Genomic DNA, 26362 nt, shown 5'->3' with positions numbered 1-26362 from the left:
TGGGGTCGCGCGATTCGCGGCCCCCGTCTTTGGGGAAGTGCCTTGCGTATTCTGTTTGTCGGCGACGAAGCCAGCCTGCCGCCGGAGCTGGTCGATTACCTCAGCGACCTGGGGGACGAATTCCACGTCCAGCAGGTGCATGACGGTAACTCGGCCATTGCCAGCGCGGCGCAATACCCCATCGACGTGGTGATCGTGGCCCCCGTGCTGCCGGACCTCACCGCGGCCACCCTGCTCGGCCAGATCCGCACCCTGCGCCCGGAAACCATCCGTATCGCCCTGCTGGCGGCCGACGACAGCCAGCGCACGCCGCCCACGCGCATCATCGGCGTGGCGCACCGCTTCCTGCCGCTGCCGCTGCAGCCGGAAGTGCTGCTGGAAGCCATCACCAGCCTGGAAGAACTGCGCGAGCTGCTGGATAACCCGCGCCTGCGTTCGGCGATTGGCCGCATCGAGAAGCTGCCCTCGCCGCCGCACCTGTACCTGAGCCTGATGCACGCGCTGGAGGAGGACGAGGACACCGACGCGGCGGACATCGCCAAGCTCGTGGCCGCCGACCCGGCCATCGCCGCCAAGGTGCTGCAGCTGTGCAACTCGGCGTTCTTTTCCGGCGGGCGCACCATCACGGACCTGCGCGCGGCGGTGACCCGCCTGGGCGTATCCACCTTGCGCGACCTGGTGCTGGCCAGCGAGGTGTTCTCCATCCCCAGCCTGTCGGTGGCCGAACGCAACGCCATGCAGCGCCGGGCGCTGCTGTCCTCGCGGCTGGCGGCCAAGTTCCTGCCGCATGCCAGCGCCGAACTGGGCGCCACTGCCGCCCTGCTGTCGGATATCGGCCTACTGCTGCCGGGCGTGCGCAACGAATACGATCCGGACAGCGTGGTGGACGAGCGTCCGGGCCACACCGAGGCCGGCGCCTACCTGCTGGGCCTGTGGGGCCTGCCGATGCCGATCATCGAGGCGGTCGCGTTCCAGCGCCAGCCGCAGCGTTCGAGCACGCGCAGCTTCTGGGTGACCGGCGCGGTGCACGTGGCTACGGCGCTGGCCGCGGGCGCGTCGATCGACGAGGCGTATCTGCAGAAGGTGGGGGTGTTGTCGCGCCTGCCGACGTGGCGCGAACAGGCCGAGACGCTGACCGGGCAGGTGGCCGAGGCCTGAGGCTTCGGCCACCGCACCGAAAGAGAGGCCCGCGAACGCGGGCTTTTTTATTGCCTGCCGCCGCACCGGGCGGCGCCCCCAAAAAAAGAGGCGGGCCTTGCGGCCCGCCTCCCTGTTGCAACCCTTGCTTCGATGGATCAGAAGCGCTGGGTGTACTTGGCGTAGATGAAGCGGCCGATGTCGAAACCGCCGTAGTAGGCGAAGTCGCTGTTCGGAGCCGAGTACATCAGCGGGCCGCGGTGGTCGAACACGTTGTTCGCGCCCAGCGCGATCGTCGCGTTCCACGGCGCCTTCCAGCTGACCTGCAGGTCGTGGAAGGTGTTCGAGCCGGTGTGGCGCAGCGGATCGGACTCACCGTTGGCGATGTGGTCCGGCGCATCGCACCAGCCGTCGGCCAGGGTGATGCAGCTTTCCTTCATGCCCGAGTAGTAGCGCAGGTTGTACGCCGCGGCGAAGTCGCCGTACTCCCAGTTCACGCCCAGGTTCGAACGCACGCGGAAGATGCCCGGCTCGCCCACGCGGCCGATGGTGATGTTCTCACCCGCCGAGTTCTGGCCTGCTTCGTCGTACTTGCTGACGTAGCTGGTCTGCCAGTCGATGGCGAACTGACCGATGCCCAGTTCCGGCAGGCGGTACTTGATGCCCAGGTCGTAGCCTTCGGTCTCCATCTGGCCGAGGTTGGCCAGGCCGTAGAACATCGAGCTGATGTGGCCATCGGCGGCGCGGGTGATGCCGTCGCAGCGGGTGGCGTCGCCCAGCACGTAGCAATCACGCAGGATGCGATCAACGCTGTCGGCGATGATCATGTTCTCGATCTTGTAGTTGTACCAGTCGAGCGAGATGTCCAGGCCCTCGACCCAACGCGGGCTCCACACGATACCGGCGGTCTTGCTCTTGGAGGTTTCCGGCAGCAGGTTCGGGTTCGAGCCGCTGATGAACTGGTCCGGGGTCTGGCACGGGTAGGCCGAGCAAGGCACCAGGCCCTGGCCGAGCTGCACGTAGCCAGCCGGCACGCCGGCGGCGTTACAGGCGGCATTGCCGTTCACGCTGCCCGGGGCGTTCACGCCGCACGGGTCGATGTACGACTCGAACGAGGAACCGATGCCGCCGTACAGGTCGTTGATCGACGGCGCGCGGAAGCCCTCGGCGTAGGTGCCGCGGACCAGCAGTTCGTCGATCGGACGCCAGGTGAAGCCGAACTTCGAGTTGGTGGTGTCACCGAAGTTGTCGTAATCCGAGTAACGGGTCGCGACATTCAGGGTCAGTTCCTTGGCGAACGGCAGGTCCGACAGCAGCGGCACGTTCAGCTCGATGTAGAACTCGTCCAGCTCGTACTTGCCTTCGGTCGTGGTCGCGGCCAGGCCGGTGCTCTCGCCCGACTGCGCGAACGCGTCCGGCACGAAGCGGCCCTGCTCCTCACGGTGCTCGTAGCCCACGGCCACGCCCAGGTCGCCGGCCGGCAGGGTCGCGATGGTGCCCGACAGGTTGGCGGTGTAGCTGGTGGTCTTGGTACGGCCGGTATCGGTGTAGTACGGGAACAGGTAGGTCTGGGTCGCCGGATCAGCCAGCGAGCCGGCGCCAGCCACGCCGTACGGCAGGAGCGGGTTCCACGGACGGCAAGCGTCCAGGCCGACCGGGTTGGCCGCGGTGCCGCACTGGGCCACGCCATCGGCGTTGATGAACGAAGCACCCAGCGCCTGGCGCGCGGCGATCAGGCTCATGTCGCCATGGCCGGTCTTGGTCACGTCATTGCGGTTCCACAGCGCGCCCACGTCCCAATCCCAGGTGTGGTCGCCCACCTGGAAGAAGCCGCTGACGGTCGGCGCAAAGCGCAGGGTCTTCAGCTGGCTCTCGGTGGTGCGCGGCACTTCCCACAGGCGGCGACGGAAATCGACATCTTCGCCGGTCGGGTTGAACGCCGAGTCGGCCGACAGCGGGGTGTCGAACGCTGCGGACTGGTACGGGTAGCCGGCGATCTGCTGGTCGGTGCTGCGCTCGTTGTAGAGCACGTCCGCGTTGAAGGTGATCGCGTCGGTCAGGTCGTAGTTCGCGTTGACATAGACCGACTTACGCTCGATGCCGGTCTGCAGCATCATCTGCTGGTTCGAGTTCGCGTACTCGGACGGGGTGATGGCGTGGTAATCGCCGACGTTGTTCGGGTTGCCGCCCTGGTTCAGGGTGCACCACGCGTCCGCGCCACCGGCGCCGCACGGGCCGAACCACGAGCCGTTCTGGCTGACCGGGCTCCAGCTCGACGGGGTCGTGTTCGGACCCAGCGAGCCGCCCTTGCTGAACCAACGATCCTTCGCGAAGACCGGGTCCTGCTTGTTGTATTCGGCCGACAGCGTGACGCCGCCACGCTCGCCCTGCGAGCCGATGGTCAGCGAGTACTGGTTGGTGTCACCGTCGCCGTTGCTGAACTGGCCGTACTCGACGCTGGCTTCGGCACCGTCGAAACGCTTGCGGGTGATGATGTTGACGACGCCGGCGATGGCGTCCGAACCGTAGATGGACGAAGCGCCGTCCTTCAGGATCTCGATGCGCTCGATCGCCGAGAACGGGATCTGGCTCAGGTCCTGCAGGCCCGAGGTGCTCGCGCCCAGGCGCTTGCCGTTCATCAGCACCAGGGTGCGCTGCGCGCCCAGGTTGCGGATATCGATGTAGTAGCCACCCACGTCCTCGCCCGAGGCCAGGGCGTCGGCGCGCGAGATCGCCGGCGAACCGGCCGAGGTCAGGTTCTGCAGGACGTCGGCCACCGAGGTGTAGCCCTGCTTCTCCAGCGCCTGGCGATCCAGGGTGATGATCGGCTGCTGGGTTTCGACGTCAGCGCCGCGGATGCGCGAACCGGTGATCTCGATGCGGTCGAGGGTGGTGGTGTTCTGGTCGGCCGACTGCTCTTGAGCGCTGGCGAAAGCCGGCGTCAGGGCGATCGCGATGCCGGCGGGCAGCAGGCCCACCCGCAGGGCGGGAGTGCGAAGGTTCATCAATCTCTCCAAAGGTCGTTAGTGGCGCGTTAAGCGCCCCCTGCAAATTACGACCGCGTGAAGGCAACCGCTTTGCGCGGCATGCCGCCTGACTTTGCCGAATCTGGCGACAGGGCCGCCTGCTCGCGATAGTGGGATGCGGACACGCCGAATCGCGAGCGGAACGCGCGTGCAAAGCTGCAGCAATTGTCGAAACCGCTGGCCGCCGCCACCTCGCCGATCATCATCGAGGTGTCGCGCAGCAGATCGGCCGCGCGCTCCAGGCGCAGCCGCGCCGACAGCGCCTGCGGGCTTTCCTCGTACAGGCTCTGGAAGGTCTTGGAGACATACCAGCTGGAGAAGTTGGTCAGCTGCGCAAGCTCGGCCACGCGCACCACGCGGTCGCTGTTGCCTTCCAGATACAGGCGCGCGCGCTGCATGCGCCCGAACACCTGGCGCCGGCGGCTACGCGAGCGGCCCGGGCAGCGCTGTTCCTGCTGGGCGAACTCGCGCTGCATCGCGGCCAGGTGCAGCAGCATCGGGCGGGCGCCGGCGGCATCGCCAGCGCGGGCGGCATTGCGCCACAGGCGCAGGGCGATCAGCAGATCGGCGTGGCCGAGCTGGCTGCGGCCCGGATACAGCACGCTGTCGGTCAGCTCGGCCAGGGCCTGCAGGCCGGCCCCATCCAGTCCGACGCCGATGCACAGGCCGTTGCGATCGGCCTGCACGGTGGGCCGCGAGTCGCGGTCGAAGGCGATCCAGTCGCCCGCGCGCAGGCGGAACTTGCCTTCCTTGGATTCGATCCAGGAACGGCCGCGCAGCTGCACCCACAAGGTGAACATGCCGGCGGCGGCACGCACGCTCCCCAGGCGGGCCACGGCCGAACATATCGGCGCGCCGGCTTGCGCGTCCGCTTCCAGTGCCAGCGACAGGCCGCGGTCGGCCGTGATCATCGGGTTCATCGCACACCCCTGTTTGCCAAAGGGTGAGGATTGTTTTGCCGAATGAGGCGGCAATCAGGACATTTCGGCGAATTCGTGGCGAAATCGCCACGAACCCGGCACCGAAGAAATTACGAAGGGGGTTTTCCCAAGTCTGACAACAACTTGGACACCACGCCGAAAGCCGGTGCCTCCTGCTTCGGAAGCGTCATGAAGCCGATTCCGGCGCCATCGGTCTCGGCGATGGCCATGTAGAGCGCGCCATCCTGCTGATCGATGCTGAAGCCGTTGATGGTGCTGAACTCGTTGGCCGCCAGGCAGGTATCGCCCGCCGACGCCGATGCGGCGCCGAGCCAGCTACCGGTCGCCGAGCATTCGGCTGTGGAGGACAAATAGTAAGCGCGGCCGTTGCCGGCCAGTGCCCAGCTGCGGTAGCGCCAGCGCGCCGGCGCGTCCGCATCGACCAAGGCCAGGCCGTTGGGCGCCAGATCGGCGCCGATACGCCATAGGCCGCTGCTGGAGAAACGCGTGAAGAACACCTGGCCGGTGCTGCTGTCGTACCGCGCCTGCGAGACATCCTCCAGCCGCGCGAGCTCCTGCCAGGGCTTGCGCGAGCGATCGTAGAGGATCAGCGTCGCATCGCCCCCCGGCTCGGCCGACAACACCATCAGGCGCGTGCCCGGGCCGACATGCAGCCCCTGCAGCGGCCGCGGCGCGGGCACCGGCAACTGGTTGACGCGGCTTTCCGCCGGCGTGACTTCGTACAACTGCGCCCGCCCCTCCGCATCCCGGCCGATCGCCAGCAGCGTGCGCGAATCGGCCGACCAATCCACCGGCTGGCGCGTTTCGGGCAGCAGGCCCGGGATGGGATGCAGCGAATCCGGCCGGGCCAGGTCCGCCCACCACAGCGCGTATTCGCCGGACCTGTCGGAGGTGAAAGCCAGGTGGCGCCCGTCCGGCGAGATCATCGGCTGCGCATCGCGCCCATTGGAGGCGAACAGGTGTTCGCGCTCGTAGCCGCCATGCGCATTGCTGCGCTGCAGGCGGAACAGCGCGAACTGGGGCCGCCGCTGCACGAAGGCCAGCTGCCCGTTGTCCGGCGAGATGGAAGGCGACTCGGCGTCGTTCAAGCCGAGGTCGCGCAGGCGCCGGGTTTCCAGGTCCAGTCGATACAAGCGCGACTGGCTGTCCACGCGTCGCCCGAACACGATGCCGCTGCTGTCGGGCAGCCAATCGAAACCGCGGATCTCCGCGCGTTCGCGCGTCAGGCGGCGGGCTTCGCCGCCCTGCGCCGGCATCACCCACACGCCGCCGAGTTGCGGATTGCGAACGAAGGCGATCCAGCGGCCGTCAGGCGAATACTTGGGCGCGTAGTCGAAGTCGCGCGCGCGGCTGCCATAGCGCAGGTCGCGCCAGGCGCCCGTCTCCAGGTCGAGTTCGCGGATGCCGCCACTGGCATTGCCGCCGGTCATCGAGCCGAACATCAACGCGTTGCGCCCCGGGACCCAGCTGAAACTCAGCAATTCGGTGTGGTCGCAGCGCGCGACCTCGCGTTCGCTCGCCGCGCCGTTCGCGGCAGCCACCATCACCCGGCAGCTGCCGTCCTCGCCTTGTCGGGCGAAGGCGAGCTGGCGCCCATCCAGCGACCACGCGGGCAGGCGATCCGATTCGCCGGCGCCCGGCGCGACCAGCTCGCGCGACGGCGAGTTGCTCGTGGTCTGGATGCGGATGGAGGTTCCCGGGCGGCTTTCGGAAATGGAGGCGTACGCGACCATCGACCCATCGGGAGACAAGGTGGGCGTGAGATCGAAGCCACCGCCGGAGGTGATCAGGCGATACGGCAGGCGCGGCATGCCCACCACCCGTTCGTCGCCGCCCTCTTCTGCGAGCGCGCCCGGCGCGGCGCGGTGCTGGCGCCACCAGAAGGCCAGCAACACCGCGACCAGCACGGCGAATACGAGGATGCTCAACGCGCGCCACGGCCGGCGCGGCCGCGACGGCGCGGGCAATGCCGCCAGGACCGGCGCGGGCGCCGCCTCCACCGCGGGGGCGACGCGGGCCTCCGGCGCGAGCGGCACCGCGACAGGTGCCACCGGCACCACGGCCGGTGCGGCGTGCTCCCACTGCACCGGCGCGAGCAGCCGGTAACCGGTCTTGGCGATGGTTTCGATGCCGCCGGCGCGCCCCGCTTCGTCGCCCGCGTACTGCAGCGCCTTGCGCAACTGGGTGATCGCCTGCGTCACCACATCGTTGGTGGGCAACGTGTCGGGCCACACTTCGGCCAGCAGTTGTTCGCGCGATACGACCTGCCCGGGTTGTTCGGCCAGCACGCGCAACACGGCGATGGCCTTGGGCGTCAGCCGCGAAGGGCGCCGCGCGCCCGGCGCCATGACCTCGCGCGACGCGATATCGACGACGCACTCGCCTACCCGCAACCTGTCCGGCGGCGCCGATTTGGACGTGGAAGGAGGCATGCGTGGAGGCGGGCAGTTTCTCGAACGAGATCGGACGCCCGCAGGTTTCGCCACATTCCGCAAAGCGGAGCAGCCAAATCAGTCAGGCGACGGCAGTCCAAGGATTCTAACCTAGCCCCTGCAACTTACCGCCCAGGCGGAAAGTCACGCATCAGGCTCTCTCTCTCGCCGACGAATCCACATAACTGTTTCAACACTCGCGCCTCTGGCGCGATTTTTTTATCTGCGGTTCATTAACGTGACGACGTGCAACGCTGTCGCGTCAGGCTTTGCCGAATCTGGTCACGCGACGCCATGCGCGGCGCTGTTGATCCTGCGTTGACTGCCACGCTTCGATCTGGCTGTTCGAAAGTGAATCGCGTCTAAGCGGCGCGCCACCGACGTGGCGCGCCGTGCCGCCCGTCAGGACTGCCGATAGACCTGTGCGCCCTGCGCGAGGAACTGCGCCGACTTCTCCGCCATGCCTTCCTGCAGCGCCTGCGTTTCATCCACGCCGTGCTCTGCCGCGTAGTCGCGCACGTCCTGGGTGATCTTCATCGAACAGAAATGCGGGCCGCACATCGAGCAGAAATGCGCGAGCTTGTGCGCGTCCTTGGGCAGCGTCTCGTCGTGGAATTCCTTGGCCTTCTCCGGGTCCAGGCCCAGGTGGAACTGGTCCTCCCAGCGGAACTCGAAGCGCGCCTTGCTCAGCGCGTTGTCACGTACCTGCGCACCCGGGTGGCCCTTGGCGAGGTCGGCGGCGTGGGCGGCGATCTTGTAGGCCATGATGCCGTCGCGCACATCCTGCCGGTTCGGCAGGCCGAGGTGTTCCTTCGGCGTCACGTAGCAGAGCATCGCCGTGCCGTACCAGCCGATCATCGCTGCGCCGATCGCGCTGGTGATGTGGTCGTAGCCCGGCGCGATGTCCGTGGTCAGCGGGCCCAGGGTATAGAACGGCGCCTCGCCGCACTCGCGCAGCTGCTTGTCCATGTTCTCCTTGATCAGCTGCATCGGCACGTGGCCGGGGCCTTCGATCATGGTCTGCACGTCGTGCTTCCAGGCGATCTTGGTCAGCTCGCCCAGCGTCTCCAGTTCGCCGAACTGCGCCGCGTCGTTGGCGTCGGCGATGCAGCCCGGGCGCAGCCCGTCGCCCAGCGAGAAGGCCACGTCGTAGGCCTTCATGATTTCGCAGATGTCCTCGAAATGGGTGTAGAGGAAATTCTCCTTGTGGTGCGCCAGGCACCACTTGGCCAGGATCGAGCCACCGCGCGAGACGATGCCGGTCACCCGCTTGGCGGTCAGCGGCACGTAGCGCAGCAGCACGCCGGCGTGGATGGTGAAGTAATCCACGCCCTGCTCGGCTTGCTCGATCAGCGTGTCGCGGAAGATTTCCCAGGTGAGTTCCTCCGCGCGCCCATCCACCTTTTCCAGGGCCTGGTAGATCGGCACCGTGCCGATCGGCACCGGCGAGTTGCGGATGATCCACTCGCGCGTCTCGTGGATGTGCTTGCCGGTGGACAGGTCCATCACGGTATCGCCGCCCCAGCGGATCGACCACACCAGCTTCTCCACCTCCTCCGCGATGCCCGAAGAGACGGCGCTGTTGCCAATGTTGGCGTTGATCTTGGTGAGGAAGTTGCGGCCGATGATCATCGGCTCGCTTTCCGGGTGGTTGATGTTGTTGGGCAGGATCGCGCGCCCGCGGGCGATTTCCTCGCGCACGAACTCGGGGGTGATCACCTTCTGTATGTTCGCCCCGAAGCTCTCGCCCGGGTGCTGGGCCAACAGCAGCGCCTCGCGCACTGCCTCCAGCCGCTGGTTCTCGCGGATGGCGACGTATTCCATCTCCGGGGTGACGATGCCGCGGCGCGCGTAATGCATCTGGGTGACGTTGGCGCCGGCGATGGCGCGGCGCGGCAATGCGCGGCCCGGGAAGCGCACCGCATCAAGGCGCGCATTGGTCTCGCGCCCGCGGCCGAATTCCGAACTCAGCGCGGAGAGCTGCTCGGTGTCGCCGCGCTCGGCGATCCAGCCTGCGCGCAGCGCCGGCAGGCCGGTGGACAGGTCGATGCGGGCGTCCGGGTCGGTGTAGGGACCGGAGGTGTCGTAGACCGTGACCGGCGGGTTCTCCTCGCCGCCAAACAACGTGGGCGTGCGGGTCAGGCAAATCTCGCGCATCGGCACCCGGATGTCGGCGCGCGATCCCTCGACATGGATCTTGCGCGAGCCGGGGATCGGCCGGGTCACGGATTCGGAAAGCTGCTCGGTCTGCTGCAGCAGCGATTGCGGTTGGGCATTCATGACGTTCGTCCTGGCAATGGGCGGGACGAAGCGGCGGCGCTCGATGCGGTGGTGGCACGGAAGCGTGCCCCGGCGCGAATGTCGCGCGCCCTCTCCCATCGCATCTTGCGAAGCTTCCCTACGCCGGTATCAACCGGATCAGGTTCGAAGGGTGTGTCTCAACCGCGTGCCTCTCGGCATGGGTACCCCCGCTTCAGGGCGTATTGAACCACATCGACGCCGGTGCCGGCAGGCGCCACGGCAAGGCCGGCGATGCCACGCGCGGCCTGGGCGTGTCACCGCGCGCCATCCGGCGACCTCGCGTGCCTACCGGGCGAAGGCGAAGTCCGATGCGGAAAAGCATGCCAAGTGAGGAGAAATCCGCGCGAAAACCGCTCGTTAGATTCGCGCCAAGCCTTCGTTTCGGTTTCGTTACACGAACGGCGGCCCACACCGCATGCCGGGGTTCGCCCCGCCTCCCGCCCTACAGGAATCGTCCCATCCCATGAACACGCATCCGCTCCACCCTGCGCTGCGCCGGATTCCCCTCGCCGCCGCCGTCACGCTGAGCCTGGCCACGCCGGCCTTCGCCCAGGACAAGGACACCGCCGAAGCCCCCACGAGCCTGGACCGCGTCGAAGTCACCGGCTCGCGCATCCGCTCGGTCGATGTCGAGACCTCGCAGCCGGTCATGGTGATTACCCGCCAGGACATCGAGAAGCAGGGACTGACCTCGGTGGCCGACGTGCTCAAGCGCATCTCGGTCAACGGCGCCACGATGAACACCACCATCAACAACGGCGGTGACGGCTCGGCCACGGTCAACCTGCGCAACCTCGGCTCGGACCGCACCCTCGTGCTGGTCAACGGCCGCCGCTGGGTCTCCGGCCTCACCGGCTCGGTGGACCTCAACACCATCCCCACCGCGGTGATCGAACGCATCGAGATCCTGAAGGACGGCGCCTCGTCGATCTACGGTTCCGACGCCATCGCCGGCGTGGTCAACATCATCACCCGCAGCAACTTCGACGGCGCCGAGGTCAATGCCTACGTCGGCCAATACGGCCAGGGCGATGGCCAGCGCACCTCGTTCGACGCCACGCTCGGCTTGAACGGCGAGCGCGGCAACCTGGTGATCGGCCTGTCCAGCGTGACGGAAGACGCCGTGATGGCCGGGGACCGCACGCTCTCGGCCGAGCCTTACTACGGCTACGGCTCCTCCGCCTACAGCAGCTATTCGGCCAGCGGCAAGCTGCGCGTCAACGGCAGCTGGATGGTGCTGCCCGACGGCGCCACCGGCAGCGGCAGCGCGAGCAACCCGTACTACGCGTTGGACCAGTACGTGCCGTACACCACCAGCGAATACGGCTACAACTACGCCAAGGACAACTACCTGGTCACCCCGCAGAAGCGCGACTCGCTCTACGTGCAGGGCAGCTACGACCTCACCGACAGCGTGCGCTTCAAGATGGACGCGCTGTACAACCAGCGCCAGTCCTCGCAGCGCCTGGCCGGCTACCCGCTGTCTTCGGCGGGCACGGGCATCCTGATGAGCGGGGAGAGCTACTACAACCCGTTCAACACCGCCTACGGCGGCGACGGCAGCGACGCGCAGTGGTCGCACCGCCTCACCGAGTACCCGCGCCTGTACAAGCAGGACGTCAAGACCTCGCACTTCTATGGCGGCCTGGAGGGCGACTTCGAATTCGCCGGGCGGCAGTTCAACTGGGATGCGGGCTTCTCCACCAACAAGACCGACCAGACCGAGACCCAGTACGGCGACGTCAACCTGCTGAACCTGCAGAACGCACTGGGTGCGTCGGCCATCGTGGATGGCGTGCTGTCGTGCCTGGACAGCGGCGGCGCGGTGATCACCGGCTGCGTGCCGTTCAACCCGCTGTCGCCCGCCGGCGCAGTGACGCAGGAGCAGCTGGACTACATCCTGTTCACCGCCCACAACACCTACCAGTACAAGAACAACAGCATCACCGGCAACCTGAGCGGCGAACTGCTGGAGTTGCCGGCTGGCTGGATGAGCGTGGCGGCGGGCTTCGAGCACCGCGAGGAAAGCGGCTACTCCTCGCCGGACGCGCTGATTGCCAGCGGCTACACATCGGGCAATTCGTTCACGCCCACCTCGGGCGGTTACACCCTCAACGACTACTACGCCGAGTTGGCGATCCCGCTGCTGAAAGACCTGCCGGGTGCCAAGGCGCTCGACCTGAGCCTGGCCGGCCGCTATTCGGACTACAACACCTTCGGCAGCACGACGAACTACAAGATCGGCCTGACCTGGCGTCCGTTCGATGACCTGCTGGTGCGCGGCAACTACGCCACGGGCTTCCGCGCGCCGTCGATCGAGGACCTGTACCTGGGCGCCTCCGACAGCTACGACTCGTACTCCGATCCGTGCTCGACCAACAGCAGCACCTACACCAGCGCGGTGGCGGCGGCGTGCGCGGCGGCCGGCGTGCCGGACGGCTACGTGGCCGAGTACAACAGCAGCACGGGCTCCAACTCCGGCCAGACCATCTATCCGTTCACCTACACCAGCAATCCGGACCTGAAGCCGGAAACCTCGAAGAACACGACCTTCGGCTTTGTCTACAGCCCGTCGTGGGCGCCGGGGCTGGATGTGTCGCTGGACTGGTGGAAGATCAGGATCGAGGACGCGATTTCCGAATTCAGTGCGACCTACATCCTCGACCAATGCTATGACAAGGGCGTCAGTGCGTATTGCGACCTGGTCACTCGCGACGCCGAGGGCACGATCACCAACCTGGTGATCAAGCCGCTCAACGTGGGCCAGCGCCACATGGAGGGCTACGACTTCAGCGCGCACTACCGCCTGCCGGAGACGGCCTATGGCCAGTTCACCGTCACGCTCGATTCGACCTACGTGAGCCGCAACGAGAGCAAGGTGGACGACGATTCGGATTGGGAGTCGACCAACGGCATCTACTGGCAGACCGATCCGAACTGGCGTCTGCGCGGCACGCTCGGCCTGGACTGGAGCTACGGCAACTTCAGCGCGAACTGGAGCCTGCGTTACTACTCGGGCATGCAGGACTACGAGTGGGGCCAGAACGACGACGGGAGCTACAACCACATCGCCGCCACGGCCTTCCACGACCTGCAGCTGGCTTACCAGTTGCCGTGGAATGCGACGGTGCGCCTGGGTGCGAGCAACCTGTTCGACAAGGACCCGCCGGTGGTGATGGGCGCGTTCGCCAATTCGTTCGATCCGGCTTACTCGATCCCGGGCCGCTACACGTACATGCAGTACACGCAGCGCTTCTGATCGGCGAAGGTTCCAAGTGCATGCAACGCAGCGGCCCCGGTGATCGGGGCCGCTGTGCGGTGGGCGCGGCGGCATTAGTCACCGACGAAACCAAAACGAGACCTGACGACAAACGAATTCTTTACGGTTTTGTATGCATCCGCTTCATTGCCGCAATGACAAAGTGACGGCTGACGGTGGCTGGATGGTCAAACCGCAGACATCGCCGCGCCACGCATGCCGTGCATGCTGGACGCACTACAAGAATCCATCTCTCTCTCCATGGCCGCCGGTACTCCCGGCGGCATTTTTTTGCTTGCTCGTTTTTTTTGGTTGTCGCGTGCTTGGGCGGTGGGGTTGGTCGCGCGGCGGCCGGGGGCGGCGCCGGGGCGGGGGACGCCGAAAACGTCCATCCATGGCCTCGGGCTCGTGAGGCGACATCCTGTCGCCACACGCCCCCGCCCCGGCGCCGCCCCCGGCCACCCGATAGATCAATGACCACGGATCGAAGATCCAAAGCACACGCCCAGCGTGCAACGCGCGGCTTGATCGAAGTTGGACGAAAGATGCGCTTTGCGCCGTCCCCGCCGGGGTCGGCGCGAGCAGGCCATGGATGGGCTGCGTTCGCTGATTGAGTAAAGGACGTACGCCGAAAGCGACGCGCTTACCCCCGCGGGGTCGGGGCCCGCACCGTGAGGCGACATCCGCCATCGCCTGGTGCAGGCTTCTCCAGCTCGAGAGCCTGACTGGCCTCAGTACCCCGCCGCCTGCCCGTCCTTGCGGCTTTCCGAAGCGCCGTAGTACACGCCGGTATCCGGATCGCGCAGGATCGCCTGGTAGCCGCCGTACGGGCCGTCGGCGAAGACGATGCGGTGCCCCTTGCGCATCAGCTCGCGAATCGTCTCGTAGGCGAAGCCGCTCTCCAGGTTGACCTCGCCGCCATCGGTCATCGCGGTGGCCTGGCCGGTCGGTTCGGTCGAGCCTTCGTGCTGGATGCGCGGCGCGTCGCCGGCTTCCTGCAGGTTCATGTGGAAGTCGACCAGGTTCATCACGATCTGCGCATGGCCCTGCGGCTGCATTGCGCCGCCCATCACGCCAAAGCTCATGTACGGCTTGCCGTCCTTGGTGACGAAGCCCGGGATGATCGTCTGGAACGGACGCTTGCCCGGCGCGTAGCCATTGGGATGGTCCTTCTTCAACACGAACATCTCGCCGCGGTCCTGCAGGATGAAGCCCAGGCCCGGCGGCGCCATGCCGCTGCCCATGCCGCGGTAGTTGGACTGGATGAGCGACACCATCATGCCGTCGGCGTCGGCCACGGTCATGTAGATCGTGTCGCCCTCCTCCAGCTGCTTGGGCGTACCGGGCTGCACTTCCTTGAGCGCCTTGTCCGGCGAGATCAGCTTGCGCCGCTCGGCGGCGTATTCCTTGGAGATGAGCTTGTCGATCGGCGCCTTCTGGAACGCCGGGTCGGCGTAGAAACGCGCGCGGTCGGCGAAGGCCAGCTTCTTCGCCTCCACGTAGAGGTGGATGTGCTCGGGCGAGCCGAAGGCGATCTTCGAGAAGTCGTAGCCTTCCAGGATGTTGAGGATCTGCAGCGCGGCGATGCCCTGGCTGTTGGGCGGCAGCTCCCAGACGTCATAGCCGCGATAGTTGCTGCTCACCGGCTGCACCCATTCGCCATGGTGGCTGGCCAGGTCGTCGTAGCTCAGGAAGCCGCCGTTGGCCTTGAAGTATGCGTCGATGGTGCGGGCGATCTCGCCCTTGTAGAACGCGTCGCGCCCGCCATCGGCGATCTTCTGCAGGGTGTTGGCCAGGTTCGGGTTCTTCCACAGCTCGCCCTTGCGCGGTGCGTGGCCGTCGAGGGTGAACTGTTCCTTGAAGCCGGGGTACTGCGACAGGCGCGGCACCGAGCGGTCCCAGTAGTAGGCGATGGTCTCGGCCACCGGGTGGCCCTCGCGCGCGTAGCGGATGGCGGGCGCCAGGTTCTCGGCCATCGGCTTGCGGCCGAAGCGCTCGTGCAGGGCGAACCAGGCATCGACCGCCCCCGGGACGGAGACCGGCAAGGGACCGGTGGGCGGGATGTCCTTCAGCCCGCGGCGCTGGAATTCGGCCAGGGTGAGCGACTTCGGCGAGCGCCCCGAGCCGTTGTAGCCGTAGAGCTGCTTCGTCTTCGGGTCCCACACGATGGCGAACAGGTCGCCACCCACGCCGTTGCCGGTGGGCTCCATCAGGCCCAGGGCTGCGTTGGCGGCGATGGCCGCGTCCATCGCCGAGCCGCCCTGCTTCATCACGTCCAGCGCGATCTGGGTGGCCAGCGGCTGCGAGGTGGCGGCCATGGCATGCGGGGCGATCACCTCCGAGCGGGTGGCGAAGCCCGGCCCGGTGATGCGGTCGCCCGCCCAGGCCGCCAGCGGCAGCAGGCAACAGGCCAGCACGGCCAGGCGGGGGGCGCGGCGGCGCGGGCGGGAAGCAAGGCGGGCAGGCATCGGCCGGGGTCTCCTGTCGGTGAAGCGGCGACCGTAGCATCCGCGCCAGCCGGCTCCGCCTGCCGGAAGTCCTTTTGTGGGCACGGCGGCGTGATGGGCGTCGGATTTGCGCAAACGCGCCGATCCGGAACACCGCGTGATGCGTCGATACGCGGAATCCCGGTTCAATCCTTGCCGCGCGCGCGGCCATCGCGCGCTGCCGGCGCCGCGCCCCGCACAGCGTGCGCCATCCGCGCGCGGGTGTGGCAGCGAGTGGGCGAAACGCTTGAACCGCAACGGCTGCGGCAGCCTGCGCACCATCGCGTGCGCGCGCCGCGGCAAGCACCGAATGGCGGTTCACCTCATCGCGCGATGCCGGCGTTTTTGTTGCCACTGCAACCGTTGCAGGCGCGACCTAAATTTTTCGCGCCATTCGCTTGACACACCTCCGGGCGCATGTTTTTCTCGACCGCATGTTGCAGCGCCACACCACCGCGAACGCAGAACTGATCGCAGCGCCCGAGCCGGCGCGCGTCGGCGCTTCGCTCCTCGTCCTTGTACTTATTACCTCGCCCACCAGTGCGGGACGGACCGGCGCGTAAGCAACAAACGCCACGATTCGACGAAACCCCGCACCGGCAACGGCGCGGGGTTTTTCTTTTATAGGCAACCAGAAGCAGATACGGCAGGCAGATGACCCACCCGGCACGCACCCCTCGCAGCGCTACCCGCCCCGGCCCGGCCGGCGCGTGTGCCTGTGCGCGCGCCACCGCCGCCCTCCCCCGCAGCCGGCCCGCCCACGCGCGCGCCGGCTGATTTTTTTTCACCTCGAGGAAAACGCACGATGAGCAGCAACGAACAGACCCATCCGCGCATCACCGTCGTCGGCTACGGCAGCCAGGGCCGCGCCCATGCCATGAACCTGCGCGACTCCGGTTTCGACGTGACCGTGGGCCTGCGCCCGGGCGGCCCGACCGAGGTCCAGGCCAAGGCCGACGGCTTCGAGGTGCGCCCGCCGGCCGAAGCGGTGCGTGACGCCGACCTGGTCGCCGTGCTCACCCCGGACATGGTGCAGAAGAAGCTCTACGACGAAGTGCTCGCCCCGAACATGAAGAAAGGCGCGTGCCTGCTGTTCGCGCACGGCCTCAACGTGCACTTCAACATGATTGCGCCGCGCGAAGACCTCGACGTGGTGCTGGTCGCGCCGAAGGGCCCGGGCGCGCTGGTGCGCCGCGAGTACGAGATCGGCCGCGGCGTGCCGTGCATCTGGGCGGTCTACCAGGACAAGAGCGGCCACGCCGAGCAACTGGCGCTGACCTACGCCGGCGGCCTGGGCGGCGCGCGCGCCAACCTGATCAAGACCACCTTCAAGGAAGAGACCGAGACCGACCTGTTCGGCGAGCAGGCCGTGCTGTGCGGCGGCGCCAGCGCGCTGGTGCAGGCCGGCTTCGAGACGCTGGTGGAAGCCGGTTACCAGCCGGAGATCGCCTACTACGAAGTGCTGCACGAACTGAAGCTGATCGTGGACCTGTTCTACGAAGGCGGCATCACCCGCATGCTGGAGTTCATCTCCGAGACCGCGCAGTACGGCGACTACGTCAGCGGCCCGCGCGTGATCGACGCCGGCACCAAGGCGCGCATGAAGGAAGTGCTCAAGGATATCCAGGACGGCACCTTCACCAAGAACTGGGTGGCCGAGTACGAAGCGGGCCTGCCGAACTACAAGAAGTACAAGCAGGCCGACCTGGACCACCCGATCGAGCAGGTCGGCAAGCAGCTGCGCGCCAAGATGGTGTGGCTCAACGGCCAGGCCGCGGCCGCGCAACCGGCCGGCAGCCAACGCGCGGCGTAAGCCGCGCTCCTCCCCCAGTCGCTCCGCAAAGGACGCCCCTGCATGGACACCACCGCACAAGCCACGCCGCCCAATGGCGCGCGCTGGCTGACGCAGGCCCTGGAAGCCGAAGGCGTGGATACGCTGTTCGGTTATCCGGGTGGCACGATCATGCCGTTCTACGATGCCCTGGTAGATTCCTCGCTCAAACACATCCTGGTACGGCACGAGCAGGGCGCGGCGCTGGCCGCCAACGGCTATGCGCGCGCCAGCGGCCGGGTCGGCGTGTGCGTGGCCACGTCCGGCCCCGGCGCCTCCAACCTGGTCACCGGCATCGCCGATGCGATGCTCGATTCGGTGCCGATGGTCTGCCTGACCGGGCAGGTCGCCACGCCGCTGCTGGGCACCGATGCGTTCCAGGAACTGGACGTGTTCGGCCTGACCCTGCCGATCGTCAAGCACAGCTTCCTGGTGCGCCGGGTCGAGGACCTGCCGCAGGTCGTGCGCGATGCCTTCCGCATCGCCCGCGAGGGCCGTCCGGGCCCGGTGCTGATCGACCTGCCGAAAGACGTGCAGCTGGCCGACGCCTCGTCGCTGCCGGCGCATGTGCCGGCCGAAGTGCCCGCACCCGCGGCACCGGAACAGGCGCGCCTGGCCGAGGCGCTGGCGGCGATCGCCGGTGCCGAGCGCCCGGTGGTCTACGCTGGCGGCGGCATCGCGCTGGCCGATGCGGTGGACGCGTTCCGCCACTTCGTCGAAGCGGCCGGCCTGCCGACCGTGATGACGCTGCGCGGCCTGGGCGCGCTGCCGCCGCATCACCCGCAGAGCCTGGGCATGCTGGGCATGCACGGCACCCGCGCGGCGAACATGGCGGTGCAGGAAAGCGACCTGCTGGTGGTGGTCGGCGCCCGTTTCGATGACCGCGCCACCGGCAAGTTGAACGAGTTCGCGCCGTTCGCCCGGGTCATCCACCTGGACGCCGACGCCTACGAGATCTCCAAGCTGCGCACCGCCGACATCGCCATTCCCGGCGATGTCGCCACCGGCCTGAAGGCACTGGCCGCGGCCCGCTCGACCTGCGAGGCCTGGCGCAAGCGCTGCGCCGCGCATCGCGAGCGCTTCGGCGCCCGCTACGACGCGCCAGGCAGCGACATCTACGCCCCCGCGCTGCTGAAGCGGCTGAGCGAGGTCGCGCCGGCCGACACCATCATCGCCTGCGATGTGGGCCAGCATCAGATGTGGGTGGCGCAGCATTGCCGTTTCCAGCATCCGCGCAACCACCTGACCAGCGGCGCGCTGGGCACGATGGGCTTCGGCCTGCCGGCGGCGATGGGCGCTCAGTTCGCCTGCCCGGACCGCACCGTGGTGCTGGTTTCCGGCGACGGCAGCTTCATGATGAACGTGCAGGAGCTGGCGACCATCGCCCGCTGCCGGCTGCCGGTGAAGATCGTGCTGCTGGACAACAGTTCGCTGGGCATGGTGCGGCAATGGCAGGAGCTGTTCTTCGCCGAGCGCTACAGCGAGATCGACCTGTCCGACAACCCGGACTTCGCCGCGCTGGCGCAGGTGTTCGGCATTCCGGCCACGCGCATCACCGCGCGCGACCAGGTGGACGACGCACTGGCCGCGATGCTGGCCCAGCCCGGCCCGGCGCTGCTGCACGTGGCCATCGACGCACGCGCCAACGTGTGGCCGCTGGTGCCGCCCAACACTGCCAACAGCACGATGCTGGAAAGCAATCCCGCCCACGCCGCACGGGAGGCCAGCCATGCGATACCGGCTTGACCTGGTGCTGCGTCCGGCCGAAGGCGCGCTGCTGCGCGTGATCGGCATGGCCGAACGCCGCGGCTTCAGCCCGTGCGCCATCCATGGCGCACCGGACGCCGACGACCAGGGCCGCTGGCACCTGCAGCTGGAGGTCGAGGGCAGCCGCCCGGCCGAGACGCTGTGCCGCCAGCTGGAGAAGGTGTACGACTGCGAATCCGTGCAGGCCACCGTGTTGCCGCTGGAGGCCGCGGCATGAGCGCCATGGCCCGTCCTCCGGAGCAGTGGGTGCGGAGGTGTCTTCTTCCGCGCCCGCCGTTCGCGTGCCGCCATGCCTGATACCGGCCGCGCCAGCGTGGAACCCGACGTAGCCGGCGCCGCGGCGCGGGTCAGCGTGGCCGATGTCCTGGCCGCGCAGGCCCGGCTGCGCCGCTACCTGGGCCCCACGCCGCTGCATTACGCAGAACGCTTCGGCGTGTGGTTGAAGCTGGAGAACCTGCAGCGCACCGGCTCCTACAAGGTGCGCGGCGCGTTGAACGCGATGCTGGCCGGCCTGGAACGCGGCGACGACCGCCCGGTGATCTGCGCCTCGGCCGGCAACCACGCCCAGGGCGTGGCGTGGTCGGCCTACCGGCTGGGCCTGCAAGCCATCACCGTGATGCCGCATGGCGCGCCGGCCACCAAGATCGCCGGCGTGGCCCACTGGGGCGCCACCGTGCGCCAGCACGGCCACAGCTACGACGAGGCCTACGGCTTCGCGCGCGAGCTGGCCGCGCAGAACGGCTACCGGTTCCTGTCCGCCTTCGACGATCCTGATGTGATCGCCGGCCAGGGCACGGTGGGCATCGAGATCGCCGAAAGCGCGCCGGACGTGGTCATCGTGCCGATCGGCGGCGGCGGCCTGGCTTCCGGCGTGGCGCTGGCGCTCAAGTCGCAGGGCGTGCGCGTGGTCGGCGCGCAGGTCGAAGGCGTGGATTCGATGCTGCGCGCCGTGCGCGGCGACGCGCGCGAGATCGACCCCGTGCCCACGCTGGCCGACGGCGTGAAGGTCAAGATTCCCGGCTTCATCACCCGCCGGCTGTGCGCCAGCCTGCTGGACGACATCGTCACCGTGCGCGAGGCCGAACTGCGCGAGACGCTGGTCCGCCTGGCGCTGGAAGAACACATCATCGCCGAGGGCGCCGGCGCCCTGGCCCTGGCCGCCGGCCGCCGCGTGGCCGGCAAGCGCAAGTGCGCGGTCGTGTCCGGCGGCAATATCGACGCCGGTGTGTTGTCCACCCTATTGTCAGAAGTGCGGCCGCGGCCGCCGCGCAAGCCGCGGCGGCGCAACAGCGAGCGACTTAGGCAGGCGCGCGCGACCCCGGATGTCGCACCCGCGCCCGCCACCGCCCGCAAACCCGCCATCGCCCACGCCATCGCCGCAGAGGAGTCCCCCTGGTGAACACCGAATCCGCCGTAGCCCCGCCCCGAATCCGAATTTTCGACACCACCCTGCGCGATGGCGAGCAATCCCCCGGCTGCAGCATGACCCCGCCGCAGAAGCTGGTGATGGCACGCGCCCTGGCCGAGCTGGGCGTGGACATCATCGAGACCGGCTTTCCGGCCAGCTCGCAATCCGACCGCGAGGCGATGGCGCTGATCGGCCGCGAGGTCCGCACGCCCACCCTGGCCGTGCTTTCGCGCTGCCTGCCGGCCGACATCGAGACCTCGGCCAAGGCGCTGGAGGCGGCGGCCAAGCCGCGCCTGCACGTGTTCCTGTCCACCAGCCCGCTGCATCGCGAGCACAAGCTGCGCATGAGCCGCGAGCAGGTGCTGGAGTCGGTGCGCAAGCACGTCTCGCTGGCGCGCAGCTATATCGACGACGTGGAATTTTCCGCCGAGGACGCCACGCGCACCGAAGAGGATTTCCTGATCGAAGTCGTGCGCGAGGCCATCGCCGCCGGCGCCACCACCATCAACCTGCCCGACACGGTGGGCTTCACCACGCCGGAGGAAATCCGCGGCATGTTCTCGCGGGTGATCGCCGGGGCGGGCCATCCGGCCGGGGTGATCTTCAGCGCGCACTGCCACAACGACCTGGGCCTGGCGGTGGCCAACTCGCTGGCGGCGGTGGAAGGCGGCGCGCGCCAGGTGGAGTGCACCATCAACGGCATCGGCGAGCGCGCGGGCAACTGCGCGCTGGAAGAAATCGCGATGACGCTGAAGGTGCGCAACGCGTTCTACGAGATCGACAGCGCCATCCACACCCCGCGCATCGTGCCGACCTCGCAGCTGCTGCAGCGGCTGGTCGGCATGCCGGTCCAGCGCAACAAGGCGGTGGTGGGCACCAATGCGTTCGCGCACGAGTCGGGCATCCACCAGCACGGCATGCTGCGCCACCGCGGCACCTACGAAATCATGCGCCCGGAAGACGTGGGCTGGCCGTCCTCGCAGATGGTGCTGGGCCGCCACAGCGGCCGCGCCGCCGTCGAGCAGCGCCTGCGGGCATTGGGCTATTGGCTGGAAGAAGAGCAGCTGAAGCTGGTGTTCGAGCAGTTCAAGGCACTGTGCGAGCAGCAGCGCGTGGTCAACGATGCGGACCTGCGCGCGTTGATGCAGGACGCCCCCAATAGCGATGGCTACCGCCTGGCCTCGATGACCATCAGCGATGTCGGCAGCCGGGCCAATGCGTTGGTCGAGCTGTCCGATCCGGACGGCAAGCGCGTGGCCGAAACCGCGCAGGGCAACGGGCCGGTCGATGCGCTGTTTGGCGCGCTGTCCGCGGCCACCGGCGTGCGCCTGCAACTGGACAGTTACCAGGTCCACAGCGTTGGCATCGGCGCGGACGCGCGCGGCGAGGCCAGCTTGAGCGTGCGCCACGAAGGGGTCGAATACGAAGGTAGCGGTACCAGCAAGGACATCATCGAGGCCAGCGCGCTGGCCTGGCTGGATGTGGCCAACCGCCTGCTGCGGCAGCGCGCGGCCGGGGCCGATGCGCCGGCATCGTCGAACGCCAGCCACGCGGCCGAGCCTGCCCTGCGATGAACGCCGCGGCCCGTCCCCTGCCCGCTGCCAGCCAGCACTGGGATGCCGCGCGCTACGCCGCCAACGCCGGCTTCGTGCCGCTGTTGGGCGAGCACGTGGCCGCGCTGCTGGACGCGCGGGCGGGTGAGCGCATCCTGGACCTGGGCTGTGGCGATGGCGCCTTGACCGCGCGGCTGGCCGAAAGCGGCGCGCGGGTCACCGGCGCGGATGCATCGCCGGAGCTGGTGGCGGCCGCGCGGGCGCGCGGTGTCGAGGCCGAAGTGATGGATGGCCACGCGCTGGCCTACGACAACGCCTTCGACGCGGTCTTCAGCAACGCGGCACTGCACTGGATGCGCCGGCCCGAAGACGTGCTGCGCGGCGTGCGCCGGGCCTTGCGCCCCGGTGGCCGCTTCGTCGCCGAGATGGGCGGCACGGCAACGTGGCCACCATCACCACGGCGCTGCGCGCGGCAATCCATCTGCACGGCGAGGACGCTCCTGCTTTCTCCTGGTATTTCCCCACCGCCGAGGCCTACGCGACGCTGCTGCGGCGCCACGGCTTCCGCGTGGACTCGATCGCCCTGGTGCCGCGGCCCACGCCACTGCCTACCGGCATGGCCGGCTGGCTGCGCACCTTCGCCGATCCGTGGCTGGCCGGCATCGCGGCCGAGCGCCACGCGGCGATCCTCGACACCGCCATCGCGCTGATGGCCCCCGCGCTGGCCGATGAAAACGGCGCATGGACCGGCGACTATGTCCGGCTCCGCTTCCACGCCACCGCGATCTGACCCGACTTCTCCCGCATCTCCTTCCGCAAGGCATTCCATTCCCATGACCCCAGCGCCACGCACCCTGTACGACAAACTGTGGGACGCGCACGTCGTCGTCCCCGAGAGCGAGACCGCGCCGGCCGTGCTCTACATCGACCTGCACCTGATCCACGAGGTCACCTCGCCGCAGGCCTTTGCCGAGCTGCGCGCGCGCGGCATCGCGCCGCGCCGGCCGGACCGCACCAAGGCCACGATGGACCACTCCACGCCGACCCTGCCGCCCGGCCCGGACGGCGAGCTGCCCTACGCCAATGCCGCCGCGCGCACCCAGGTGGAGACGCTGGCGCGCAACTGCGCCGAGTTCGGCATCGAACTGTTCGACATGGCTTCGGCCAACCGCGGCATCGTGCACGTCATCGCACCCGAGCAAGGCTTCACCCAGCCGGGCATGACGATCGTCTGCGGCGATAGCCACACCTCCACGCATGGCGCGTTCGGGTCGCTGGCGTTCGGCATCGGCACCAGCGAGGTGGGCCACGTGCTGGCCACGCAGTGCCTGCTGCAGCGCAAGGCCAGGACGATGTCCATCACCGTGGAAGGAGCGCTGGCGCCGGGCGTGGGCGCGAAGGACGTGATCCTGCACATCATCGGCGTGATCGGCGTCAACGGCGGCACCGGCCACGTGCTGGAATACCGCGGCTCCACCATCCGCGCGATGGACATGGAACAGCGCATGACCCTGTGCAACATGTCCATCGAGGCGGGCGCGCGCGCCGGGCTGGTCGCGCCGGACCAGACCACGTTCGACTGGGTCGCGGCCACGCCGCGCGGGCCGAAGGGCGCCGATTTCGAGCAGGCGGTCGCTTATTGGCAGACGTTGCGCAGCGACGACGGCGCGCGCTTCGATGTCGAAGTGCACATCGACGCCGCCGACATCCGCCCCACCCTGACCTGGGGCACGCATCCGGGCACGGCCATCGCCGTGGACGCGCCGATCCCGGCCGCGGCCGACGCGGCCGCGCAGAAGGGCCTGGACTACATGCATTTCCAGCCGGGCCACGCGCTGGCCGGCACGCCGGTGGACGTGGTCTTCGTCGGCTCGTGCACCAACGGGCGGCTGAGCGACATGCGCCAGGTGGCCGAGGTGCTGCGCGGCCGGCAGGTAGCCGGCGGCGTGCGCATGCTGGTGGTGCCGGGCTCGGAGATCGTCAAGCGCCAGGCCGAGGCCGAGGGGATCGACGCCATCGTGCGGCAGGCGGGCGCGGAGTGGCGCGAGCCGGGCTGCTCGATGTGCATCGCGATGAACGGCGACCTGGTGGCGCCGGGCCAGTTGGCCGTGAGCACCAGCAACCGCAATTTCGAAGGCCGCCAGGGCCCGGGCGCGCGCACGCTGCTGGCCTCGCCGGCCAGCGCCGCGTGGGCGGCGGTGAACGGCCGCGTGGCCGATCCGCGCGAGCTGTATGCCGACACGCGGGAGGTGGCGTGATGGCCGCGCAATTCCTTGCCGCGCTGGTCGTGTCGGCCGTCGTCGTCATGGCCTTGCCGCGTCGTCGCGCCGCAGCTCGCCGTGCCTCTTCCTCCCATCGCCAGGAGAACCGCTGATGGCGGGCTTCACCACCCTGAGCTCGCGCAGCGTCGTGCTGCGCCAGACGAACATCGACACCGACCAGATCATCCCGGCGCGGTTTCTCTCCACCACCGAGCGCGTCGGGCTGGGCAAGCACGCGTTCAACGACTGGCGCTGGCGCGCCGATGGCAGCGCCAACCCGGATTTCCCCTTCAACCAGCCGGTGAACCAGGGCCGCGGCATCCTGCTGGCCGGGCGCAACTTCGGCTGCGGCTCCTCGCGCGAGCACGCGCCGTGGGCGCTGACGGACCTGGGCCTGCGCGCGATCGTCTCCAGCGAGATCGCCGACATCTTCCGCAACAACTCGCTCAAGAACGGCTTGGTGCCGATCGTGTTGGCCGAAGAGGACGTGCAGGCGCTCATGGCGCGGCCCGACGACGAACTCACCGTCGATGTGGCCGCGCGCGAGCTGCGCACGCCCGATGGCCGCATCTATGCGTTCCCGCTGGATGCGTTCGCGCAGACCTGCCTGATCGAGGGCGTGGACGAGATGGGCTACCTGCTGGCCCGCGGCACCGAAATTTCCCAGTACGAGGTAACCCATGCACGCTGACATCGTCCTGCTGCCCGGCGACGGCATCGGCCCGGAAGTAGTGGCCGGCGCGGTGGCCGTTCTCCAGGCGGTCGCCGAACGCCACGGCCACCAGTTCACCTTCCACGAGCACGACATCGGCGGCATCGCCATCGACCGACATGGCGAGCCACTGCCGGCGGCCACGCTGGCGGCCTGCCGCCAGGCCGACGCGGTGCTGCTGGGCGCGGTGGGCGGGCCGAAGTGGTCCGACCCGAACGCGAAGGTGCGCCCCGAGCAAGGCCTGCTCGCGATCCGCAAGGCGCTGGGCCTGTACGCGAACCTGCGCCCGGTGAAGCCGCATGCGGCGGCCCTGGACGCCGCGCCGATCAAGCCGCACCTGCTGACGGGCGTGGACATGATCGTGGTACGCGAGCTGACCGGCGGCATCTACTTCGGCGACAAGACGCGCACGGCCGCCGATGCGAGCGACCTGTGCCGTTACAGCGTGGTGGAGATCGAGCGGGTGATGCGCACGGCGTTCCGCCTGGCGCAGCGTCGCCGCGGCCATGTCACCTCCGTGGACAAGGCGAACGTGCTGGAGACCTCGCGGCTGTGGCGCGACGTGGCGGCGCGGATCGGCCGCGAGGAGTTCCCGGACGTGCGACTGGAGCACCAGTTGGTCGATTCGATGGCGATGCACCTGCTTTCGCGCCCGCGCGACTACGACGTGGTGGTGACCGAGAACATGTTCGGCGACATCCTCACCGACGAGGCCTCGATGCTGGCCGGTTCGCTCGGGCTGCTGCCGTCGGCTTCGCTGGGCGAGGGCAAGGTGGGGCTGTACGAGCCGATCCATGGCTCGGCGCCGGACATCGCCGACAAGGGCATTGCCAATCCCTACGCGACGATCCTGAGCACGGCGCTGCTGCTGCGCCATTCGCTGGGGTTGGAGCAGGAGGCGCAGTGCGTGGAGCAAAGCGTCAGCGATGCGCTCGATGCGAGGGCCTTTACCGCGGACCTGGTGGCGCACGGCGTGGCGCCTTTGAGCACGCAGCAGGCTTCTGTGGGGATTGTGCAGCGGATACGGGAACGTAGTGCGGTGAGTGAGTTGAGGGATTGAAGGGGTTTTTCTGTGGGGCGGCCGATGGCCGCCCTTTTTCTGGTCTGTTGGTTTTTTCTGGGGGGGGGCCGGCCTTCGATGTTGATCGGCTGTTCTGTGATCGTGCACGGCCTGCGGGGGCGGGGCCCTTTCGGGACACGCCGTGAACCCATCCATGGGGGCTCGTAGGCGACATCCATGTCGCCTAC

16 protein-coding genes, 1 pseudogene and 1 riboswitch are annotated in these 26362 nt (G+C 68.4%); of the genes and pseudogenes, 12 read left to right on the top strand and 5 right to left on the bottom strand.

The features are described 5' to 3' along the window. Positions 1 to 42: 42 nt before the first annotated feature. Positions 43 to 1158: an HDOD domain-containing protein gene (locus P6166_RS16520; RefSeq protein ID WP_277765531.1), complete on the top strand. Its 1116-nt coding sequence runs from the start codon at positions 43 to 45 to the stop codon at positions 1156 to 1158. 137 nt (positions 1159 to 1295) lie between these two features. Here the strand turns inward: P6166_RS16520 and P6166_RS16515 are convergent, their stop codons facing one another. From P6166_RS16515 to thiC, 4 genes are all read right to left on the bottom strand, one after another. After that, complete coding sequence (locus P6166_RS16515) at positions 1296 to 4142, bottom strand: TonB-dependent receptor (protein WP_277765530.1); 2847 nt, start codon at positions 4140 to 4142, stop codon at positions 1296 to 1298. Between the two features lie 47 nt (positions 4143 to 4189). After that, the gene (locus tag P6166_RS16510; protein ID WP_277765529.1) at positions 4190 to 5083 is read right to left on the bottom strand and encodes a helix-turn-helix transcriptional regulator; all 894 of its coding nucleotides are present in this window, start codon (positions 5081 to 5083) and stop codon (positions 4190 to 4192) included. A gap of 110 nt (positions 5084 to 5193) precedes the next feature. Continuing rightward, entirely contained in the window at positions 5194 to 7536 is a 2343-nt protein-coding gene (locus P6166_RS16505; protein ID WP_277765528.1) for a winged helix-turn-helix domain-containing protein, read from the bottom strand. Positions 7537 to 7938: 402 nt separating this feature from the next. Further along, on the bottom strand, positions 7939 to 9816 hold the full coding sequence (thiC, locus tag P6166_RS16500) for a phosphomethylpyrimidine synthase ThiC (protein WP_277765527.1): 1878 nt from the start codon (positions 9814 to 9816) through the stop codon (positions 7939 to 7941). A gap of 97 nt (positions 9817 to 9913) precedes the next feature. Continuing rightward, a riboswitch (TPP riboswitch) is annotated at positions 9914 to 10016 on the bottom strand. 311 nt (positions 10017 to 10327) lie between these two features. Here thiC and P6166_RS16495 point away from each other — a divergent pair. After that, positions 10328 to 13096, top strand: a complete 2769-nt coding sequence (locus P6166_RS16495; RefSeq protein WP_277765541.1) for a TonB-dependent receptor — start codon at positions 10328 to 10330, stop codon at positions 13094 to 13096. 731 nt (positions 13097 to 13827) lie between these two features. On the opposite strand, the gene ggt is transcribed toward P6166_RS16495, so the two are convergent. Then, positions 13828 to 15564 carry a gamma-glutamyltransferase gene (ggt, locus tag P6166_RS16490; protein WP_277765526.1) on the bottom strand — a complete coding sequence of 579 codons (1737 nt, stop codon included), beginning with the start codon at positions 15562 to 15564 and terminating at the stop codon, positions 13828 to 13830. 823 nt (positions 15565 to 16387) lie between these two features. Here ggt and ilvC point away from each other — a divergent pair. The 10 genes and pseudogenes from ilvC to leuB all read left to right on the top strand — a co-directional run bounded on the left by ilvC (position 16388) and on the right by leuB (position 26174). Then, entirely contained in the window at positions 16388 to 17395 is a 1008-nt protein-coding gene (gene ilvC / locus P6166_RS16485) for a ketol-acid reductoisomerase (protein WP_277765525.1), read from the top strand. A 42-nt stretch (positions 17396 to 17437) separates the two neighbouring features. Next, positions 17438 to 19159 (top strand): acetolactate synthase 2 catalytic subunit, encoded by a 1722-nt coding sequence (ilvG, locus tag P6166_RS16480; RefSeq protein WP_277765524.1) that lies wholly within the window; start codon positions 17438 to 17440, stop codon positions 19157 to 19159. Beyond that, positions 19143 to 19397 carry an ACT domain-containing protein gene (locus P6166_RS16475; RefSeq protein ID WP_277765523.1) on the top strand — a complete coding sequence of 85 codons (255 nt, stop codon included), beginning with the start codon at positions 19143 to 19145 and terminating at the stop codon, positions 19395 to 19397. The genes ilvG and P6166_RS16475 overlap by 17 nt, the downstream gene beginning before the upstream one ends. A gap of 72 nt (positions 19398 to 19469) precedes the next feature. Beyond that, positions 19470 to 20579 carry a threonine dehydratase gene (locus P6166_RS16470; RefSeq protein ID WP_277765522.1) on the top strand — a complete coding sequence of 370 codons (1110 nt, stop codon included), beginning with the start codon at positions 19470 to 19472 and terminating at the stop codon, positions 20577 to 20579. Continuing rightward, a complete protein-coding gene (locus P6166_RS16465) occupies positions 20576 to 22162 on the top strand; it encodes a 2-isopropylmalate synthase (RefSeq protein ID WP_277765521.1) in 1587 nt (528 codons plus the stop codon). The genes P6166_RS16470 and P6166_RS16465 overlap by 4 nt, the downstream gene beginning before the upstream one ends. Then, positions 22159 to 22509 (top strand): annotated as a pseudogene (locus tag P6166_RS16460) (class I SAM-dependent methyltransferase); the annotation flags it as partial. The gene P6166_RS16465 and the pseudogene P6166_RS16460, both read left to right, overlap by 4 nt. Positions 22510 to 22583: 74 nt before the next feature. Continuing rightward, positions 22584 to 22931, top strand: coding sequence for a hypothetical protein (locus P6166_RS16455; RefSeq protein ID WP_277765520.1), 348 nt, complete (start codon positions 22584 to 22586; stop codon positions 22929 to 22931). A gap of 43 nt (positions 22932 to 22974) precedes the next feature. Continuing rightward, positions 22975 to 24399: a 3-isopropylmalate dehydratase large subunit gene (gene leuC, locus P6166_RS16450; protein ID WP_277765519.1), complete on the top strand. Its 1425-nt coding sequence runs from the start codon at positions 22975 to 22977 to the stop codon at positions 24397 to 24399. A gap of 115 nt (positions 24400 to 24514) precedes the next feature. Then, complete coding sequence (leuD, locus tag P6166_RS16445; RefSeq protein ID WP_277765518.1) at positions 24515 to 25093, top strand: 3-isopropylmalate dehydratase small subunit; 579 nt, start codon at positions 24515 to 24517, stop codon at positions 25091 to 25093. Next, on the top strand, positions 25083 to 26174 hold the full coding sequence (gene leuB / locus P6166_RS16440; RefSeq protein ID WP_277765517.1) for a 3-isopropylmalate dehydrogenase: 1092 nt from the start codon (positions 25083 to 25085) through the stop codon (positions 26172 to 26174). The genes leuD and leuB overlap by 11 nt, the downstream gene beginning before the upstream one ends. The last annotated feature ends 188 nt before the right edge of the window (positions 26175 to 26362 follow it).

Origin of the sequence: Stenotrophomonas sp. HITSZ_GD (assembly GCF_029543105.1) — a bacterium.
Lineage (GTDB): Bacteria > Pseudomonadota > Gammaproteobacteria > Xanthomonadales > Xanthomonadaceae > Stenotrophomonas_A.
This window is presented reverse-complemented; position numbering and strand designations above follow the sequence as displayed.